Consider the following 18517-nt stretch of genomic DNA (forward strand, 5'->3'; position numbering starts at 1 on the left):
AGTCGACGCTTCTTGTCGGGGAAAACCGCACTGCCGTAACTGGCGTGCGGTTTTTTCTTTGCGAGATGTGTGAAGCAGGCACCAAGAGCCTTTTGCCATTGCCTTTTGCTGCAGAATGCAACGGCAAGAGACTCTGTTACTGGACAATGAGGAGAGTACTGTGTCGCGTAGACGCGTCGTGGTCACTGGTATGGGCATGCTGTCGCCGCTGGGTACCGATGTACCGAGCACCTGGCAGGGCATTCTGGCTGGCCGCAGTGGCATCGGTCCGATCGAACACTCCGATCTGACGGCCTACTCCACCCGTTTTGGCGGCTCGGTGAAGGGCTTTGAAGTCGAGCAGTACCTGTCGGTCAAAGAGGCCCGCAAGCTCGACCTGTTCATTCAATACGGCCTGGCCGCAGGTTTCCAGGCGTTCCGTAACGCCGGGCTGGAAATCAACGACAGCAACCGTGAGCGGATCGGCGTGGCCATGGGCTCCGGCATCGGCGGCCTGACCAATATCGAAGAGACCAGCCGGACCTTGCACGAGCAAGGCCCGCGTCGCATCTCGCCGTTCTTTGTGCCTGGTTCGATCATCAACATGATCTCCGGCTTCCTGTCGATCCATTTGGGTCTGCAGGGTCCGAACTATGCCATCGCCACTGCCTGTACCACCGGCACCCATTGCATCGGCATGGCCGCGCGCAACATTGCCTACGGTGAAGCCGATGTGATGATCGCCGGCGGCGCTGAAATGGCCGCGTGTGGCCTGGGCATGGGCGGTTTCGGTGCTTCGCGTGCGCTGTCGACGCGCAATGACGAGCCAACCCGGGCCAGTCGGCCGTGGGACAAGGGCCGTGATGGTTTCGTGCTCTCCGACGGTGCCGGTGCACTGGTGCTCGAAGAGCTCGAGCACGCCAAGGCGCGCGGCGCCACCATCTATGCCGAGCTGGTTGGCTTTGGTATGAGCGGTGATGCCTATCACATGACCTCGCCACCGGATTCCGGTGAGGGTGCGGCGCGCTGCATGACCAACGCCCTGCGCGATGCCGGCATCGCCCCGGAAGAAGTCAGCTACATCAATGCCCATGGCACCTCGACCCCGGCCGGCGATATCGCCGAAGTGGCCGCGATCAAGCGTGTGTTCGGTGAGCATGCGTACAAGGTGGCAGTCAGCTCGACCAAGTCGATGACGGGTCACCTGCTCGGTGCTGCCGGTGCCGTGGAAGCGATCTTCAGCGTGCTGGCAATCAACAGCCAGATGGCGCCGCCGACCATCAACCTGGACGAGCCGGACGAGGGCTGCGATCTCGACTTCGTTGCCCATCACGCCCGCAGCATGCCGATCGACGTGGTGCTGTCCAACTCGTTCGGCTTTGGTGGTACCAACGGCTCGCTGGTGTTCCGCCGGTTCGCCGACTGATGCATAGCTGGATCGACGGCCAACCCGCGACTGCAGTCAACCTGCACAACCGCGGGCTGGCCTACGGCGATGGTCTGTTCGAAACCATCGCCGTGCGTGCTGGCAAGCCCAGCCTGCTGGAGCTGCACTTGCAGCGCCTGGCACTGGGCTGCCAGCGTCTGGCTATCAGCATCGACCTGCCGTTGGTGCGCGACGACCTGCTGCGCTTTGCCAGCCAGCTCGGCGACGGCGTCGCCAAGCTGATCGTTACCCGTGGCGACAGCCAGCGCGGCTACGCTCCAGGCGTTGGCGCCGCGGCTCGGCGCATCCTTCAGGGTAGCCCGCTGCCACAGTATCCCGCAGTCAATGCCGAGCAAGGCGTGCGTTTGTTCGCCTGCCAGACGCGCCTCGCGGAACAACCCCTGCTGGCCGGCCTCAAACACCTCAATCGCCTTGAGCAAGTGCTGGCCCGCGCCGAATGGCAGGACGCCGAGCACGCCGAAGGGCTGGTCTGTGACAGCCACGGGCGGGTCATCGAGGGCGTTTACAGCAATCTGTTCATGGTTCGTGGCGGGGTGCTGCAAACGCCTGAGCTGAGTCGCTGCGGTGTAGCCGGGGTAATGCGCGGCGCCTTGCTGGCGCAAGCGCCGGCACTGGGTATCAGCGTGCAGGTCAGTGATCTGGCCCTGGCTGACCTGGAACAGGCCGAGGAAGTCTTTCTCTGCAACAGCGTGTATGGAATCTGGCCGGTACTGGAGTGCTCTGCGCTCAAGCTGAACTGGCCGGCGGGGCCGCTCACCCGTAAACTGCAGGCCGTTGCCCGGACGTTACTGGATACCTGATTCGTGAGACGCAAATTTCTCCTGCTGCTGGAAATAGGCCTGATCCTAGCCGGTCTGGCGTTGGGCTGGTCGGCCTGGAAAGTCCATTCGGCCCTTGAGCAGCCTCTGCACGTCGAGCAGGAGCGGATGCTCGAGGTTCCCAACGGCACCACACCCAATCGCATGTTCTACCGCATGCAGACTGACGGCTTGCTCGACGATGCCGTCTGGCTGCGCCTTTACTGGCGCTTCAACATGGCCGGCACGCCACTGCATACCGGTGAATACCGGCTGACACCTGGCATGACCGTCAACCAGCTGTTCGATGCCTGGCGCCGTGGCGATGTTGTGCAGTACAACCTGACTCTGGTCGAAGGCTGGACCTTCCGCCAGGTGCGTGCGGCAGTGGCCAAGCACGAGAAAATCACCCAGACCTTGGACGGCCTGTCCGATGCCGAGGTTATGGACAAACTCGGCCATAGTGGCGTGTTCCCTGAGGGGCGCTTCTTTCCGGATACCTACCGCTTCGTACGTGGCATGAGCGATGTCGAGTTCCTGCAGCAGGCGTACATGCGTCTTGAGCAAGTGCTGGCCAAGGAATGGGCCGAGCGGGCCACCGAGCTGCCTTACCGCGACCCGTACCAGGCGCTGATCATGGCTTCGCTGGTCGAGAAGGAAACCGGTATCCCGCAAGAGCGCGCGCAGATTGCTGGGGTGTTCGTGCGGCGTCTGCGGCTGGGCATGATGCTGCAGACCGACCCGACCGTGATCTATGGCATGGGCGAGCGCTATAACGGCAAGATCACCCGTGCCGACCTGCGTGAGCCCACGCCCTACAATACCTATACCATCAGTGGCCTGCCGCCGACACCGATCGCTATCGTCGGCCGCGAGGCGATTCATGCCGCGCTGAACCCGGCCAACGGCACCAGTCTGTACTTCGTTGCGCGGGGCGACGGCAGTCACGTGTTTTCCGACGACCTCGACAACCACAACTCGGCAGTGCGCGAGTATCAACTCAAGCGCCGCAGCGACTACCGCTCCAGCCCCGCGCCGCAGGCGCAGCCGGGTGCGATTGAGCAGCCAGAACCGGCAGCGGAAGACCAGCCGACACCTGCTGCGGATGCACCGGCGGACGCACCTGCGTCGACCCCGCCAACCGCACCGGCGACCGACGCTGCCCCCGCAGCGGCGCCGACACCCGATGACAAACCCTAAGGACTGCGCGTGAGCGGCTTGTTTATTACCCTGGAAGGCCCCGAAGGCGCGGGCAAGAGCACCAACCGCGAATATCTGGCGCAGCGCTTGCGCGAGCAGGGCCTGGACGTAGTGCTGACCCGCGAGCCGGGCGGCACGCCGGTTGCTGAACAGATTCGTGAGTTGCTACTGGCACCAAGCGACGAAAGCATGGCAGCGGATACTGAATTGCTGTTGATGTTTGCGGCGCGTGCCCAGCACCTGGCCAAGGTCATCCGCCCGGCGCTGGCGCGCGGTGCGGTGGTGTTGTGCGATCGCTTCACCGATGCCACCTACGCCTACCAAGGTGGCGGCCGCGGCTTGCCGGTCGAGCGCATCGCTACGCTGGAAACATTTGTCCAGGGCGATCTGCGCCCTGACCTGACGCTGGTGTTCGACCTGCCGATCGAGATCGGCCTGTCGCGCGCGGCTGCCAGGGGCCGTTTGGACCGCTTCGAACAAGAAGGCACGGCCTTCTTCGAGGCCGTGCGCCATGCCTATCTGGCACGGGCCCAAGCTGACCCGCAGCGCTACAGCATCCTCGACGCCGGCCAATCGCTGGAGGCGGTGCAGCGCGACATCGACAGCTTGTTGCCGGCCATGCTGGAACGCGCCCGTGGCTGAGGCCTTCGCCTGGCAGGATGCGCTCTGGCAGCAATTGGCCGGGCGCAGCCAGCATGCCCATGCCTACCTGCTGCACGGTCCGCAGGGGATTGGCAAGCGGGCCCTGGCCGAGCGCCTGATGGCGCGTTTGTTGTGCCAGCAGCCGCAAGGCGCTGATGCCTGCGGGCAGTGCAAGTCATGCCTGTTGCTGCGTGCTGGCAGCCATCCGGACAACTACGTGCTTGAGCCGGAAGACGTCGACAAGCCGATCAAGATCGACCAGGTTCGCGATCTGGTGTCGTTTGTTGTTCAGACCGCGCAGTTGGGCGGGCGCAAGGTGATCCTGATCGAACCGGTCGAGGCCATGAACATCAATGCCTCCAACGCCTTGCTCAAGAGTCTGGAAGAGCCGTCCGGCAATACGGTGCTGCTGCTGGTCAGCCATCAACCGAGCCGACTGTTGCCGACCATCAAGAGCCGTTGCCAGCAAGTTGTATGTCCGCAACCAAACCTTGCCCAAAGCCAGGCCTGGCTCGCCAATGCGTTGCCAGACAGTGAGCCGGGAGAGCGCGAGGAGCTGCTGACCCTGGCGGCAGGATCGCCACTGATGGCAGCCAAGCTGCACGCGCAAGGTGTCCTCGAGCAACGTGCGCAGGTCACCGAGGGCGTGAAAAAACTGCTCAAGCAGCAACAGTCACCGACGCAACTGGCCGAGTCGTGGAACAGCGTGCCACTACTGCTGCTGTTTGACTGGTTCTTCGAGTGGTCGCACCTGATCCTGCGCTATCAGATGACTCAGGATGAACAAGGCTTGGGCCTGGCTGATATGCGCAAGGTGCTGCAGTATCTGGCGCAGAAGAGCCGCCAGGGCAAGGTGCTGGAAACCCAGGCGTGGATCCTTGAACAGCGCCAGAAGGTGCTGGGCAAGGCCAACCTCAACCGCGTGTTGCTGCTGGAAGCGTTGTTGGCCCACTGGGTCCAGCTGCCAGGCTCACGCTGACTCCCTTCTTCTAAATATGTGTCCTGCTGCCATGCTCGTAGATTCCCACTGCCACCTCGACCGTCTAGACCTGAGTGCCCATGATGGCTCGCTCGACGCTGCCCTGCAGGCGGCGCGTGAGCGCGGGGTAGGGCACTTTCTGTGCATCGGCGTGAGTGCCGACAATGCCGGCGCGGTAAAGGCGTTGAGTGAACAGTACGCAGATGTCGACTGCTCGGTGGGTATTCACCCGCTGGATCTGGCGCCAGGAGAAACCCCAGCGCTGGACTGGTTGCTCAACGAGCTTGCGCATCCGCACGTCGTGGCGATTGGTGAGACTGGCCTGGACTATCACTACGAGCCGGAGGCGGCGAGCCTGCAGCAGGCGTCTTTCCGCTTGCACCTGGAGGCCTCGCGGCAGACCGGCAAGCCGGTGATCGTGCACACCCGTGCGGCCAGGGCTGACACCCTGGCGCTGTTACGCGAAGCCAGCCTGGAGCAGGCCGGGGTGTTGCACTGCTTCACTGAAGACTGGCCGATGGCCAAGGCGGCGCTGGACCTGGGCTACTACATCTCGTTGTCCGGCATTGTCACCTTCCGCAATGCCGAGGCCCTGCGCGACGTGGCCCGCCAGGTCCCCAGCGATCGTCTGCTGGTCGAGACAGATTCACCGTACCTGGCGCCGATCCCTTACCGAGGCAAGCCCAACTTGCCTCAGTACGTGCGCGAAGTCGCCGAATACGTCGCGTCGCTGCGTGGCGTCAGTTATGCACAATTGGCCGAGCAAACCACGGCCAACTTCAAGCGCTTGTTCCCGCTTGCGCGAGTACGCTGATCTGGCAGCCTGATTGGCGGGCAAAAAAAACCCGGGTTCTGGGGGAGGAAACCGGGTTAAGACCATTAGGAGTAAACAAAGGCACGCGGTCCCTGAGCGCCTTTATCGGCACGCCACTTGGGGGGATGTGGCGGGTCAACACTTCAAGTATTGGTCAGCTTTGGCACAGTGCCAGCGACAACTGGTCGTTTTTTAAACAGATTTGGAATACGTCGCGGGATGCACAGTGCATTCCCTGCAGGCAAGTCACTTCGATTGGCCAATCTGCAGCTTGCCCAATCAATCCCACCGTTTGCGAACTCATCGTGAAACACAGACATGCGCCGATGATCCGTGCAATTTCTTGCAAGATAGGCATAATAATCCGCTTCGATTGTCAGCCAGTCCTCCCCCATGCAGCCTCCCATGCAGAAAGAACCGCGTAAGGTCCGTGAGTTTCGCCGTCGCGAACAAGAGATCCTTGATACCGCCCTCAGACTGTTCCTCGAACAGGGTGAAGACAGCGTCACCGTCGAGATGATCGCCGACGCCGTTGGCATCGGCAAAGGTACGATCTACAAGCACTTCAAGTCCAAGGCAGAGATCTACCTGCGCCTGATGCTCGACTACGAGCGCGATTTGAACACCTTGCTGCACTCGGCCGATGTCGACCGCGACAAAGAAGCACTGTCGCGTGCCTACTTCGAATTCCGCATGCGTGACCCGCAGCGCTACCGGCTGTTCGATCGCCTTGAAGAGAAGGTGGTCAAGGGTAATCAGGTACCAGAGATGGTCGAGGAGCTGCACAGCATTCGTGCCTCCAATTTCGATCGCCTGACTCAACTGATCAAGGGTCGTATCAGCGAAGGCAAGCTTGAAGACGTGCCACCGTACTTCCACTACTGCGCCGCCTGGGCGCTGGTGCATGGCGCAGTGGCGCTGTACCACTCGCCGTTCTGGAGCAATGTGCTGGAAGATCAGGAAGGCTTCTTCCAGTTCCTGATGGACATCGGTGTGCGCATGGGTAACAAGCGCAAGCGCGACCCCGAACCGAACGCCTGACAGCAACGCCCCGTCACCCTTTGCGGGGCTGTCCGACATGCGAGCTTGCAAAAACCTGATTTATGAGTCAGGTTTTGCACGGCTTATTCTTCCATGTCGGAGTCATCCATGATCGTCGATCGTCAAGGCAGGCGTTTTCGCAACCTGCGGGTCAGCCTGACGGCGGCCTGTAACTACGCTTGTACCTACTGCGTACCCGACGGCAAGCGTTTGGTGGCGGCGCAGGATGAGCTCTCTGGCGAGGCCCTGGCACGAGGGGTGGCTTACCTGATCGAGGCGGCCGGCATCGAGCGTCTACGCATCACCGGCGGCGAGCCACTGATCAGTCCCAGGCTCGAAGGGTTTCTCACCGCCATCGCCGGCCTCGACCTGCACGACATCAGCCTGACTACCAATGGCCAGTTGCTGTCGCGGCGCCTGCCGCTGCTAGAGGCCGCGGGTATCCGCCGCTTGAACGTGTCGCTGGATACCCTCGACGCCGCTGCATTTCGCAGCATTGCTCGCGGCGGTGACCTGGCCACGGTGTTGCTTGGCATGCAAGAGGCCAGTGCGGCTGGCATGCGCATCAAGGTCAACATGGTGCCGATGCGCGGACAGAATCTGGATCAGGTCGCGCCGCTGCTTGATTACTGCCTGGCGCGTGGCTACGAGCTGCGTTTCATCGAGCTGATGCGCATGGGCCACCTGGCGCGCGACGGCAATGCCTTTCGCCAGCAGTTGGTCAGCCTGCCTGAGCTGCTGGCGCTGATTGGCCAGCACCATGCCTTTGAGCAGGCCAGCGCTGCTGTTGATGCCACCGCATTGCGCTACCAGATCCCCGGTAAAGGCCATTTTGGCGTTATCGCCAACGAGAGCGTACCGTTCTGCCGCGCCTGTTCGCGGCTGCGCTTGTCCTCAACCGGCTGGCTGCATGGCTGTTTGTCGAGCAGCAATCGGCACTACATCGGCGACTTGCTTGATCGCCCCCGGCACCTGGCGTTGCCAGCGCTGCAACGGTTACTGGTAAAAGCCCTGGCTGACAAGCAGGAGCTGGCGTTCGCCGGTGGGGTAACGGTAATGAAGGTGATCGGCGGCTGACTCTGGCGCAAAAGCTGCATCTGGCGGCTATTCGCCGGTTTTTCGTCACCGGTCTCTGGAGGAAAGATGCGTAGCCTGGTCTTGCTGCTGGCGCTGATGGCGCTTGGTGGCTGCATGAATGTCAGCGATATGGGCGAAGGTGTTCGCTATCACATGAGCGATGCCGGTCTGCTCGATCATAGCGATACCCAGCGCAGCCTGTCGGTGCGCCTGCAACCGGATTCGTTCATCTATATTGGCCAGGGTGCGTTCGTGCCGCCGGGCAAAGGCCCGCTGCCGCAGCAGAACATCGTCGCCGAAGAGGCGTTCAAGGCTTTTGTCGAGTACTTCCCGCTGGTGCGTCGTGCGCAAGGCCCGCTGGGCCTGGAAGATGCCATCGCCGAAGCCCGCTCGGTCGGTGCCCATTATGTGCTGTATACCCGCTTCGCTCGTACCGACGACCGCATCGGCAATGGTGATGAGTGGTACGACGAACAGGCAGTCGACCGGCTCGGTTGGGACACCGGCGTGGTGCAGATGATGCTCATCGAAACCAGCACTCGCTACCTGATCGACACGGCGCGGATCAAGAGCCGTGGCGGTTTGTTGACGTTTCACGACAATAGCCCGCAGGATTTGCTCGCAGCGCCCATGCGCGAGTACGCTCGTAGCCTGTTGGGTATGAGCCGCTGATAGGAGAGGGTGATGACCGAGTCTGTCGAGACCAATGATCTCTTGGCGCAAATCCCCAAGGGTAGGGGCCCGGCGCCGGTTCACCTGTGGAACCCGGATTTCTGCGGCGACATCGACATGCGCATCGCCCGTGATGGCACCTGGTTTTACCAGGGCACGCCAATTGGCCGTAAACCGATGGTGCGGCTGTTTTCCAATATCCTGCGCCGTGACGGTGATGATTACTTTTTGGTGACGCCGGTCGAGAAGGTCGGCATCCAAGTCGATGACGCGCCGTTTGTGGCGGTGTTGCTGGAGGTGATCGGCGCGGGGGAGACGCAGGTTTTGCGTTTCACCAACAATGTTGAGGATGTGATTGAGGCTAGCAGTGCGCATCCGTTGCGGGTCGAGGTTGATCCGGTCACGCAGGAACCTGCGCCCTACATCCTGATGCGCAGCAACCTTGAGGCGCTGTTGCATCGCAACGTGTTCTATCAGTTGGTGGAGCTGGCGGTGCCGCGCTTGCTGGACGGCGAGGAATGGCTCGGGGTGTGGAGCCATGGCCAGTTTTACCCGATTGGGCGTGCTGGCTGAAAACAGTTGGGGGCTGCAGAGCAGCCCCCAACTGCATCAAAGCACCGCGACGATAGCTTTGGTCACTACGTGGATGTTGCTCTGGTTCAGCGCAGCAACACAGATACGGCCAGTATCCAGCGCATAGATGCCGAACTCATCCTTCAGGCGATTGACCTGCTCGGCAGTCAGGCCCGAGTAGGAGAACATCCCGCACTGGCGACCGACAAAGCTGAAGTCGCGCTTGGCCCCATAGGTAGCCAGCAACTCGACCATCTGCTTGCGCATGCCGTGAATGCGATTACGCATTTCGCCCAGCTCGTCTTCCCACATCTGGCGCAGCTCAGGGCTGTTCAGCACGGCAGCGACGATGCTTGCGCCGTGGGTCGGCGGGTTGGAGTAGGTGGTGCGGATAACCCGCTTGACCTGCGACAGCACGCGGGTGCTTTCGTCCTTGGAGGCAGTGACGATCGACAGCGCGCCGACGCGCTCGCCATACAGCGAGAACGACTTGGAGAACGAGCTGGAGACAAAGAAGTCCAGGCCCGACTCGGCGAACAGGCGTACGGCGAAGGCGTCTTCGGCGATGCCGGCGCCAAAGCCCTGATAGGCCATGTCGAGGAACGGCACATGGCCTTTGGCCTTGACCACTTCCAGGACGTTTTTCCAGTCGTCCAGGGTCAGGTCGACACCGGTCGGGTTATGGCAGCAGGCATGCAGGACGATGATCGAGCCCGACGGCAGCTGGTTGAGGTCTTCGAGCATGCCGGCGCGGTTGACGTCGTGGCTGGCAGCATCGTAGTAGCGGTAGTTCTGTACCGGGAAACCGGCCGTCTCGAAAAGCGCGCGGTGGTTCTCCCAGCTCGGGTCGCTGATGGCGACGACTGCATCAGGCGACAGGCGCTTGAGGAAGTCTGCGCCGATCTTCAGTGCGCCAGTGCCGCCCACGGCCTGCACGGTGACCACGCGGCCAGCGGCCAGCAGTGGCGATTCGGCGCCGAACAGCAGCTTCTGTACAGCCTGGTCGTAGGTGGCAATCCCATCGATCGGCAAATAGCCGCGCGAAGCATGCTGTGCGGCACGCTGGGTCTCGGCTTCGATCACTGCGCGCAGCAGCGGGATACGGCCTTCCTCATTGCAGTAAACGCCGACGCCCAGGTTCACCTTGTCGGTGCGCGGGTCGGTGTTGAAAGCTTCGTTGAGGCCCAGGATAGGGTCGCGGGGTGCCAGCTCGACAGCGGAAAACAGGCTCATTGTTACCTTGGCTCTGAATGGAGTGTGATAGGGCTTGCACGCTCCAGCCGAATGCACTGAAGCGGTGCACAAACGGGGAGTCAGTATAGAGATACGCGCCGACCGCTGCGACCATCGGGCGCAGGTTTTCCGGCGTTTTTTCGCAATTTTTTTGGACCATTGGTCTAATTGCCCGGTCCACAGAAACACACGTTCACAGCGCCAGCCGCGAAGCGGGCAATGGAAAGGCCCGTTTCGGTGTAGACTACTGGCTATATTTACAGTTGCTCGAGGTCTGCCATGTCCGAGTTTCAGCTTGTCACCCGTTTTCAGCCGGCCGGCGACCAGCCTGAGGCGATTCGCCAGTTGGTCGAGGGTATCGACGCCGGGCTTTCGCACCAGACCCTGCTCGGGGTAACCGGCTCGGGCAAGACCTTCAGTATCGCCAACGTGATTCAGCAGGTGCAGCGGCCAACCCTGGTGCTGGCGCCGAACAAGACCCTGGCGGCCCAGTTGTATGGCGAGTTCAAGGCGTTTTTCCCGAACAACGCGGTCGAGTATTTCGTTTCCTACTACGACTACTATCAGCCGGAAGCCTATGTGCCGTCTTCGGACACCTTCATCGAGAAGGATGCATCGATCAACGACCATATCGAGCAGATGCGCCTGTCGGCTACCAAGGCCCTGCTCGAGCGACGCGACGCCATCATTGTCACCACGGTGTCGTGCATCTACGGTCTGGGCAGCCCTGAAACGTACCTCAAGATGGTCCTGCACATCGATCGCGGCGACAAGTTCGACCAGCGCGCGTTGCTGCGGCGCCTGGCCGATCTGCAGTACACCCGCAACGAGATGGACTTCGCCCGCGCCACCTTCCGTGTGCGCGGTGATGTCATCGACGTGTACCCGGCCGAGTCAGATCTCGAGGCGATCCGCATCGAATTGTTCGATGACGAAGTGGAGAACATTGCCGCCTTCGACCCGTTGACCGGCGAGGTGCTGCGCAAGCTGCCACGTTTTACCTTCTATCCGAAGAGCCACTATGTAACCCCGCGTGAAACCCTGCTTGGGGCAATCGAGGGCATCAAGGAAGAGCTCAAGGACCGCCTTGAGTACCTGCACAAGAACAACAAGCTGGTCGAGGCGCAGCGCCTCGAGCAGCGCACTCGCTTCGACCTGGAAATGATCCTCGAGCTGGGCTATTGCAACGGTATCGAAAACTACTCGCGCTACCTGTCTGGTCGGCCTTCCGGTGCGCCGCCGCCCACCCTGTACGACTACCTGCCTGCCGACGCCCTGCTGGTGATCGACGAGTCGCACGTGAGCGTTCCGCAGGTCGGCGCCATGTACAAAGGCGACCGTTCACGCAAGGAGACTCTGGTCGAGTACGGTTTCCGTCTGCCATCGGCGCTGGACAACCGGCCCATGCGCTTCGATGAATGGGAGTCGGTCAGCCCGCAGACCATCTTCGTTTCGGCCACCCCCGGTCAGTACGAGGCGGAGCATGCCGGGCGTGTCGTCGAGCAGGTGGTGCGGCCGACCGGCTTGGTTGATCCGTTGGTAGAAATCCGCCCGGCGCTGACCCAGGTCGACGATCTGTTGTCGGAGATCGGCAAACGTGTGGCCGTTGGCGAGCGCGTGCTGGCCACCACGCTGACCAAGCGCATGGCCGAAGACCTCAGTGACTACCTGGCCGACCACGACATACGCGTGCGCTACCTGCACTCGGACATCGACACTGTCGAGCGGGTAGAGATCATTCGCGACCTGCGTCTGGGTACCTTCGATGTGCTGGTAGGGATCAACCTGCTGCGTGAAGGCCTGGACATGCCCGAAGTGTCGCTGGTGGCGATTCTGGATGCCGACAAGGAGGGTTTCCTGCGCTCGGACCGCTCGCTGATCCAGACCATCGGCCGCGCAGCGCGTAACCTCAACGGCAAGGCCATCCTGTATGCCGACCGCATGACCGGCTCGATGCAACGCGCCATCGACGAGACCGAGCGCCGCCGGGCAAAGCAGATCGCCTTCAACGAGGCCAACGGCATCGTGCCCAAAGGGGTGGTCAAGGACATCACCGACATCATGGAAGGCGCCAACATCCCCGGCGGGCGCAGCAAGAAGCGCAAAGGCATGGCCAAGGCGGCGGAGGAGAGCGCTCGCTACGAAGCCGAGTTGCGCACCCCAGGCGAGATCACCAAACGCATCAAACAGATGGAAGAGAAGATGTTCCAGCTGGCGCGCGACCTCGAGTTTGAGGCCGCCGCGCAGATGCGCGACGAGATCACCAAGCTGCGTGAGCGGCTGATCACCAGCTAAGTTGCCGACGGGTCCGGTGATCGGCATAGCCTGCCGATCATCTGCACGCCTGGGCTGACGGTGGGGCGATTGCGCCACCGCTGGAGCCTGATGCCCGCTCCCTGCTAACATCGCGCCTTTGTTTCAACTTCGTTCGAGACCCTCCATGACCACCGTTCGCACGCGTATCGCGCCATCGCCCACCGGCGACCCCCATGTTGGCACCGCCTACATCGCCCTGTTCAACTACTGCTTTGCCAAGCAGCACGGCGGCGAATTCATCCTGCGCATCGAGGACACCGATCAGCTGCGTTCGACCCGTGAATCGGAACAGCAGATCTTCGACGCCCTGCGCTGGCTGGGCATCGAGTGGAACGAAGGCCCGGACGTGGGCGGCCCGCACGGCCCTTACCGGCAGAGCGAGCGTGGCGAGATCTACGCGAAGTACGCCAAGCAGCTGGTTGACGCCGGGCATGCGTTCTACTGCTTCTGTACCGCAGAAGAACTCGACCAGATGCGCGCCGAACAGATGGCCCGGGGCGAGACGCCGCGTTACGACGGCCGCGCGCTGTTGCTCAGCGCTGAGGAAGTGCAGCGTCGCCTGGCCGCTGGTGAGCCCCATGTGATCCGCATGAAGGTGCCAAGCGAAGGCGTCTGCGTGGTCCCGGACATGCTCCGTGGCGATGTCGAAATCCCGTGGGATCGCATGGACATGCAGGTCCTGATGAAGAACGACGGCCTGCCGACCTACTTCCTGGCCAACGTGGTCGATGACCACCTGATGGGCATCACTCACGTCCTGCGTGGCGAAGAGTGGCTGCCGTCGGCGCCCAAGCTGATCAAACTGTATGAGTACTTCGGCTGGGAGCAGCCGCAGCTGTGCTACATGCCGCTGCTGCGTAACCCGGACAAGAGCAAGCTGTCCAAGCGCAAGAATCCGACTTCGGTCACCTTCTACGAGCGCATGGGCTTCATGCCCGAAGCCATGCTCAATTACCTCGGCCGCATGGGCTGGTCGATGCCGGACGAGCGCGAGAAGTTTTCCCTGGCCGAGATGGTCGAGCACTTCGACCTGTCGCGGGTTTCCCTGGGTGGGCCGATCTTCGATATCGAAAAGCTGTCCTGGCTCAACGGCCAGTGGCTGCGTGAGTTGCCGGTCGAGGAGTTCGCTGCACGGGTACAGAAGTGGGCGTTCAACAGCGATTACATGATGAAGATCGCGCCGCATGTGCAGGGCCGCGTAGAGACCTTCAGCCAGATCGCCCCATTGGGTGGCTTCTTCTTCGAGGGTGCGTTGAAGCTTGATGCCAAGCTGTTCGAGCACAAGAAGCTCTCGCCCGATCAGGTCCGCCAGGTCATCCAGCTGATTCTGTGGAAGCTGGAGAGCTTGCGCCAGTGGGAAAAAGACCGCATCACCGGTTGCATCCAGGCCGTGGTCGAATCGCTTGAGCTGAAGCTGCGTGACGCCATGCCGCTGATGTTTGCTGCTATCTCAGGCCAGGCCAGTTCGGTGTCGGTGCTGGATGCGATGGAAATCCTTGGCCCTGACCTGACTCGCTACCGCCTGCGTCAGGCGCTGGATCTGCTCGGTGGTGTGTCGAAGAAAGAAAACAAGGAATGGGAAAAACTGCTGGCCAACATTGCCTGACAGCCAGCTACCCAAGCGTGCTTGCCTGTCCCAGCTGACGCTGGGCGGGTCGGCTGCCGTAGGCAAAATCGTCAATTGCTGGGGCAGGGCGGTAAGTGATTGTTATCTGTGAAAAATCTTTTGGTTAATTTCAAAAATTCGTTTGACAGCATAGCCATCCGATCTTAATATGCGCCCCGTCCACAGCGATGAACGTAACGAACTGTCAGCAACCCAGCCGGCAATTCAGTTCAAAGCGACATTGTGGGGCTATAGCTCAGCTGGGAGAGCGCCTGCATGGCATGCAGGAGGTCAGCGGTTCGATCCCGCTTAGCTCCACCAAATTCCGATTCTTGGTCAGCACTGCTGGCGGAGAATGAAGCCCGGCACCAGCGCCAGGTTTCACGGTAGAAGGTTCGTCCCCTTCGTCTAGTGGCCTAGGACACCGCCCTTTCACGGCGGTAACAGGGGTTCGAGTCCCCTAGGGGACGCCAGTTTTACACAAGCGATGTATAACCATGTCGCTGGGCCGCGAGGCTAGAAATCCGGGGCTATAGCTCAGCTGGGAGAGCGCCTGCATGGCATGCAGGAGGTCAGCGGTTCGATCCCGCTTAGCTCCACCAGTTTTGCCGCGGTTTGTGCAAGCGAACCGGCACGAAGGTTATGTCCCCTTCGTCTAGTGGCCTAGGACACCGCCCTTTCACGGCGGTAACAGGGGTTCGAGTCCCCTAGGGGACGCCAGTTTTACCCGCGTTTTGCGGGGCTTTAAAGGCTCATTCGCATATTGGATGGGCCTTTTGTTTTAGGGGCTATAGCTCAGCTGGGAGAGCGCCTGCATGGCATGCAGGAGGTCAGCGGTTCGATCCCGCTTAGCTCCACCAATATTTGCCAGGGTTCGTGAAAGCGGGCCTGCACGAAGGTTACAAGTCCCCTTCGTCTAGTGGCCTAGGACACCGCCCTTTCACGGCGGTAACAGGGGTTCGAGTCCCCTAGGGGACGCCAATTTTTTCTCGCGTTTTGCGGGGCTTATAAGGCTCATTCGATTATTGAATGGGCCTTTTGTTTTTTCTGCCTTCCTTACTTTTTCAATGAAGCGGCCTGAGCTCGAGTTTTTCGCTTGCCAATAAATATTATGTGCATCATATTACACTCATAATATTTATCGGGTGGCTTATGAACGACAAGAAGAGCAAGACCCGCCAACGCATTCTCGATTCAGCCCGCAGCGCGTTGATCCAGCACGGACCGGCCGAGCCCAGTGTGAGTCAGGTGATGGGCGCCGCCGGGTTGACCGTGGGCGGTTTCTACGCGCACTTCGACAGCAAGGACGAACTCATGCTCGAGGCGTTCAGCCAGTTGCTGAGCGAGCGCCGCGGTTTATTCACCCAGATCGATCCAGCCCTGGACGGCGCCGGCCGCCGTGCCCTCGCTGCTGCTTTCTACCTGTCACGCAAGCATCGCGACGCGCTCGAGCAGGCATGCCCGTTGCCCACCTCGCTGAGCGAGATGCAGCGCCTGCCTGAGGCGTTTCGCGAGGCGCTGGCCGAGCACCTGGAGCTGATGACCGCGCAGATGGTCGACCGCCCTGAGGACGCCGACAAGGCGTTGGCCGACCTGGCGCTGATGATCGGTGGCCTGGCGCTGGCCCGGGCGCTGGGCACCAGTGAGCTGTCCGACCGAATCCTGCGCGCCGCCAAGTCGGCGGTCATCTAGTGGCCTGACTGGAGTATTGATGATGACTACCCTGAGCTGGATTCGCGGCGTCAACGGTACCCTGGGCCGACTGGCCCCCGAGCATATAGCGGGCAAGATGCGCCGCGCCTTCATGACCCCGCGCAACCTGCCGCCGCGGCAATGGGAGTTGCCCTTGCTGGCGACAGCTGAACGCATCACCTTGCGCTTCGGCCTGTCAGCGCTGCGCTGGGGCCAGGGGCCGACAGTGCTGATGATGCACGGTTGGGAAGGGCGCCCAACCCAGTTTGCCGCGTTGATTGAAGCGCTGGTGGCGGCCGGGCATACCGTGGTGTCGCTGGAAGGGCCGGCCCATGGACGTTCTCCGGGCCGCCAGGCGCATGTGGCGCTGTTTGCCCGGGCGCTGCTCGAAGCTGCTGCCGAACTGCCGCCGCTGCGCGCCGTGATCGGCCATTCGATGGGCGGTGCCAGTGTCTTGCTGGCGCTGCAATGGGGTTTGCGCGCCGAGGCTGCGGTCAGCATTGCCGCGCCGGCGCAACTGCTCGGGGTATTGCGCGGTTTTGCCCAGCGGCTGGGCATGCCGGCGCGGGCGCGGGCGGCGTTTATTCGCCAGGTCGAGCAGGATGTCGGCCTGCAAGTCGCCCGGCTTGACGTCAACGGCTATCAACTCGAGCTGCCGGGCCTGATAGTGCACGCCAGTGATGATCCTCTGGTCGCTGCCAGCGAAGCGCAATTGATCCACAAGGCCTGGTTCGACAGCCGCTTGCTGATGCTCGAAGAAGGCGGTCACCAGCGTGTGCTGGCCGACCCGCTCCTGGTCGAAGGCGTGCTTGAGCTGCTGGCGCGCGCTGCCACACCAGCACGCCAAAGCGCCTGAGCATCCGGTACAATCAACGCGTTCAATGACCTTCGGAGCGCGCATGAGCTGGGATCTGGCATCGCCATTCATCATCGACCTACGCGTTGGCGGTGACGACATCGACGGCCTCGGCCACGCCAACAACGCGGTCTACGTCACCTGGCTGGAGCGCTGCGCCTGGCGCCACTCGCAGCGTCTGGGTCTGGACCTGGCCGAATATCGCCGTCTTGACCGGGCCATGGCCGTTGTTCGCCACGAAATCGATTACCTGGCTGCCGGCTACGAAGATGACGAGCTGCAACTGGCCACCTGGATCGTCGACTGGGACCAGCGCCTGCGCATGACCCGCCGGTTTCAGCTCAAGCGCCCGAGCGACGGCGTGACCCTGCTGCGCGCGCAAACCACCTTTGTCTGTATCGAGCTGTCGACCGGCAAGCCCAAGCGTATGCCGGGCGAATTCATTGAAGGTTATGGGCAGGCGCTGATCGGCGTCTGAGTCCACCTGATTGTTTGATAGACTGCCGCCTTTTTCGCGAGAGCCATCCATGCAAATTGCCCTGGCCCCCATGGAGGGGCTGGTCGACAACATCCTGCGCGACGTCCTCACGCGGGTCGGCGGTGTCGACTGGTGCGTGACCGAGTTCATTCGCGTCTGCGACCGCCTGCTGCCACCTTCCCAGTTCGACAAGCTCGCCCCTGAACTGCGCCACGGCGCGCGTACTGCGGCAGGTGTGCCCATGCGCGTGCAGTTGCTTGGCTCCGATCCGGTGTGCCTGGCTGAAAACGCTGCATTGGCCTGCGAGCTGGGCGCGCCGGTGATCGACCTGAATTTCGGCTGCCCGGCCAAGACGGTGAACAAGTCCCGCGGTGGGGCGGTGTTGCTCAAGGAGCCTGAGTTGCTCCACGCGATCGTCCGTGAAGTGCGCCGGGCGGTGCCTGCCCACATCCCGGTCACGGCCAAGATGCGTCTGGGCTTCGATACCCCGGATGGCGCCCTCGATTGCGCTACCGCGTTGGCCGAAGGTGGCTCGGCGCACCTGGTGGTGCATGCACGGACCAAGGTCGAGGGCTACAAGCCGCCGGCGCACTGGGAGTGGGTGGCGCGGGTGCAGGATGTGGTCAAGGTGCCGGTGTTCGCCAATGGCGAGATCTGGACCGTGGACGACTGGCGACGGTGCCGCGAGGTCAGCGGCGCTGAAGACATCATGCTCGGCCGTGGCCTGGTGTCGCGGCCTGATCTGGGCCTGCAGATTGCTGCTGCACGGGCGGGGCTCGAGTATCAGCCGCTTGCCTGGCAGGCGCTGTTGCCGTTGCTGCGCGAGTTTTGGCGTCAGGCCCAGGCCAAGCTGTCGCCGCGCTATGCGCCGGGGCGGATGAAGCAGTGGGTGGCAATGCTGACTCGCAGCTATCCGGAAGCAGTACTGTTATTTGCCGAACTGCGCCGGGTCGATGATTGTCAGCGGATCACCCATTTGCTGGGTGCCGACATCAGCCAGCTGCCATGTGAAGCAGTGGCCTGAGCAAATTTTAAAAATTTTTTTGGTTGAGCTCTTGAAAGCGGTTGGTCGGGCCATATCTATTTAGTACGCGATGCCGAATTCGGGTCGCGGA

At 61.9% G+C, this 18517-nt stretch carries 17 protein-coding genes and 6 tRNA genes; 22 read left to right on the forward strand and 1 reads right to left on the reverse strand.

The genetic code is table 11. The features are described from left to right. Positions 1-160 precede the first annotated feature (160 nt). From fabF to ACIOAU_RS12225, 10 genes are all read left to right on the forward strand, one after another. Positions 161-1405 carry a beta-ketoacyl-ACP synthase II gene (gene fabF / locus ACIOAU_RS12180; RefSeq protein ID WP_101321480.1) on the forward strand — a complete coding sequence of 415 codons (1245 nt, stop codon included), beginning with the start codon at positions 161-163 and terminating at the stop codon, positions 1403-1405. Further along, positions 1405-2226: an aminodeoxychorismate lyase gene (pabC, locus tag ACIOAU_RS12185; protein WP_401182211.1), complete on the forward strand. Its 822-nt coding sequence runs from the start codon at positions 1405-1407 to the stop codon at positions 2224-2226. Before fabF ends, pabC begins: the two co-directional genes overlap by 1 nt. Before the next feature lie 3 nt (positions 2227-2229). After that, the gene (mltG, locus tag ACIOAU_RS12190) at positions 2230-3423 is read left to right on the forward strand and encodes an endolytic transglycosylase MltG (RefSeq protein WP_401182214.1); all 1194 of its coding nucleotides are present in this window, start codon (positions 2230-2232) and stop codon (positions 3421-3423) included. Between the two features lie 9 nt (positions 3424-3432). Then, on the forward strand, positions 3433-4065 hold the full coding sequence (gene tmk, locus ACIOAU_RS12195) for a dTMP kinase (RefSeq protein WP_101321474.1): 633 nt from the start codon (positions 3433-3435) through the stop codon (positions 4063-4065). Then, on the forward strand, positions 4058-5044 hold the full coding sequence (locus tag ACIOAU_RS12200; protein ID WP_101321472.1) for a DNA polymerase III subunit delta': 987 nt from the start codon (positions 4058-4060) through the stop codon (positions 5042-5044). Before tmk ends, ACIOAU_RS12200 begins: the two co-directional genes overlap by 8 nt. Before the next feature lie 31 nt (positions 5045-5075). Next, positions 5076-5858: a TatD family hydrolase gene (locus ACIOAU_RS12205; protein WP_101321470.1), complete on the forward strand. Its 783-nt coding sequence runs from the start codon at positions 5076-5078 to the stop codon at positions 5856-5858. 405 nt (positions 5859-6263) lie between these two features. Continuing rightward, the gene (locus ACIOAU_RS12210) at positions 6264-6899 is read left to right on the forward strand and encodes a TetR/AcrR family transcriptional regulator (RefSeq protein WP_101321468.1); all 636 of its coding nucleotides are present in this window, start codon (positions 6264-6266) and stop codon (positions 6897-6899) included. Positions 6900-7007: 108 nt separating this feature from the next. Further along, a complete protein-coding gene (locus ACIOAU_RS12215; RefSeq protein ID WP_401182219.1) occupies positions 7008-7976 on the forward strand; it encodes a GTP 3',8-cyclase MoaA in 969 nt (322 codons plus the stop codon). Positions 7977-8042: 66 nt separating this feature from the next. Beyond that, positions 8043-8648, forward strand: a complete 606-nt coding sequence (locus tag ACIOAU_RS12220) for a DUF4823 domain-containing protein (protein ID WP_101321464.1) — start codon at positions 8043-8045, stop codon at positions 8646-8648. A gap of 12 nt (positions 8649-8660) precedes the next feature. After that, a complete protein-coding gene (locus ACIOAU_RS12225; protein WP_150570200.1) occupies positions 8661-9221 on the forward strand; it encodes a DUF1285 domain-containing protein in 561 nt (186 codons plus the stop codon). A gap of 36 nt (positions 9222-9257) precedes the next feature. Here the strand turns inward: ACIOAU_RS12225 and ACIOAU_RS12230 are convergent, their stop codons facing one another. Further along, on the reverse strand, positions 9258-10454 hold the full coding sequence (locus tag ACIOAU_RS12230; protein ID WP_150572946.1) for an amino acid aminotransferase: 1197 nt from the start codon (positions 10452-10454) through the stop codon (positions 9258-9260). A 279-nt stretch (positions 10455-10733) separates the two neighbouring features. On the opposite strand from ACIOAU_RS12230, the gene uvrB reads away from it, so the two are divergent. The 12 genes from uvrB (at position 10734) to ACIOAU_RS12290 (ending at position 18426) form a co-directional block, all read left to right on the forward strand. Beyond that, a complete protein-coding gene (gene uvrB, locus ACIOAU_RS12235) occupies positions 10734-12749 on the forward strand; it encodes an excinuclease ABC subunit UvrB (RefSeq protein WP_101321457.1) in 2016 nt (671 codons plus the stop codon). 145 nt (positions 12750-12894) lie between these two features. After that, on the forward strand, positions 12895-14376 hold the full coding sequence (gene gltX / locus ACIOAU_RS12240; RefSeq protein ID WP_103438112.1) for a glutamate--tRNA ligase: 1482 nt from the start codon (positions 12895-12897) through the stop codon (positions 14374-14376). A 245-nt stretch (positions 14377-14621) separates the two neighbouring features. Beyond that, positions 14622-14697, forward strand: a tRNA-Ala gene (locus ACIOAU_RS12245). 76 nt (positions 14698-14773) lie between these two features. Continuing rightward, positions 14774-14849 (forward strand) — tRNA-Glu (locus tag ACIOAU_RS12250). A gap of 53 nt (positions 14850-14902) precedes the next feature. Next, positions 14903-14978: transfer RNA gene (locus ACIOAU_RS12255), tRNA-Ala, on the forward strand. A gap of 42 nt (positions 14979-15020) precedes the next feature. Beyond that, a tRNA-Glu gene (locus tag ACIOAU_RS12260) sits at positions 15021-15096 on the forward strand. Between the two features lie 64 nt (positions 15097-15160). After that, positions 15161-15236, forward strand: a tRNA-Ala gene (locus tag ACIOAU_RS12265). A 45-nt stretch (positions 15237-15281) separates the two neighbouring features. After that, a tRNA-Glu gene (locus tag ACIOAU_RS12270) sits at positions 15282-15357 on the forward strand. Between the two features lie 171 nt (positions 15358-15528). Then, complete coding sequence (locus ACIOAU_RS12275; RefSeq protein WP_103438111.1) at positions 15529-16068, forward strand: TetR/AcrR family transcriptional regulator; 540 nt, start codon at positions 15529-15531, stop codon at positions 16066-16068. A 22-nt stretch (positions 16069-16090) separates the two neighbouring features. Then, the gene (locus ACIOAU_RS12280) at positions 16091-16924 is read left to right on the forward strand and encodes an alpha/beta hydrolase (RefSeq protein WP_150570234.1); all 834 of its coding nucleotides are present in this window, start codon (positions 16091-16093) and stop codon (positions 16922-16924) included. Between the two features lie 43 nt (positions 16925-16967). After that, complete coding sequence (locus ACIOAU_RS12285) at positions 16968-17402, forward strand: thioesterase family protein (RefSeq protein ID WP_186700129.1); 435 nt, start codon at positions 16968-16970, stop codon at positions 17400-17402. Positions 17403-17451: 49 nt separating this feature from the next. Next, positions 17452-18426: a tRNA-dihydrouridine synthase gene (locus ACIOAU_RS12290; RefSeq protein ID WP_101321437.1), complete on the forward strand. Its 975-nt coding sequence runs from the start codon at positions 17452-17454 to the stop codon at positions 18424-18426. Positions 18427-18517: the final 91 nt, after the last annotated feature.

Source organism: Pseudomonas sp. NPDC088322 (assembly GCF_044740745.1).
Lineage (GTDB): Bacteria > Pseudomonadota > Gammaproteobacteria > Pseudomonadales > Pseudomonadaceae > Aquipseudomonas > Aquipseudomonas shirazensis.

Coding starts and splice junctions, on each gene's coding strand:
- pabC (WP_401182211.1), top strand. CDS start 1,405: ATGCATAGCTGGATCGACGGCCAACCCGCGACTGCAGTCAACCTGCAC.
- ACIOAU_RS12205 (WP_101321470.1), top strand. CDS start 5,076: ATGCTCGTAGATTCCCACTGCCACCTCGACCGTCTAGACCTGAGTGCC.
- ACIOAU_RS12210 (WP_101321468.1), top strand. CDS start 6,264: ATGCAGAAAGAACCGCGTAAGGTCCGTGAGTTTCGCCGTCGCGAACAA.
- ACIOAU_RS12215 (WP_401182219.1), top strand. CDS start 7,008: ATGATCGTCGATCGTCAAGGCAGGCGTTTTCGCAACCTGCGGGTCAGC.
- ACIOAU_RS12220 (WP_101321464.1), top strand. CDS start 8,043: ATGCGTAGCCTGGTCTTGCTGCTGGCGCTGATGGCGCTTGGTGGCTGC.
- ACIOAU_RS12225 (WP_150570200.1), top strand. CDS start 8,661: ATGACCGAGTCTGTCGAGACCAATGATCTCTTGGCGCAAATCCCCAAG.
- ACIOAU_RS12230 (WP_150572946.1), bottom strand. CDS start 10,454: ATGAGCCTGTTTTCCGCTGTCGAGCTGGCACCCCGCGACCCTATCCTG.
- uvrB (WP_101321457.1), top strand. CDS start 10,734: ATGTCCGAGTTTCAGCTTGTCACCCGTTTTCAGCCGGCCGGCGACCAG.
- gltX (WP_103438112.1), top strand. CDS start 12,895: ATGACCACCGTTCGCACGCGTATCGCGCCATCGCCCACCGGCGACCCC.
- ACIOAU_RS12275 (WP_103438111.1), top strand. CDS start 15,529: ATGAACGACAAGAAGAGCAAGACCCGCCAACGCATTCTCGATTCAGCC.
- ACIOAU_RS12280 (WP_150570234.1), top strand. CDS start 16,091: ATGACTACCCTGAGCTGGATTCGCGGCGTCAACGGTACCCTGGGCCGA.
- ACIOAU_RS12285 (WP_186700129.1), top strand. CDS start 16,968: ATGAGCTGGGATCTGGCATCGCCATTCATCATCGACCTACGCGTTGGC.
- ACIOAU_RS12290 (WP_101321437.1), top strand. CDS start 17,452: ATGCAAATTGCCCTGGCCCCCATGGAGGGGCTGGTCGACAACATCCTG.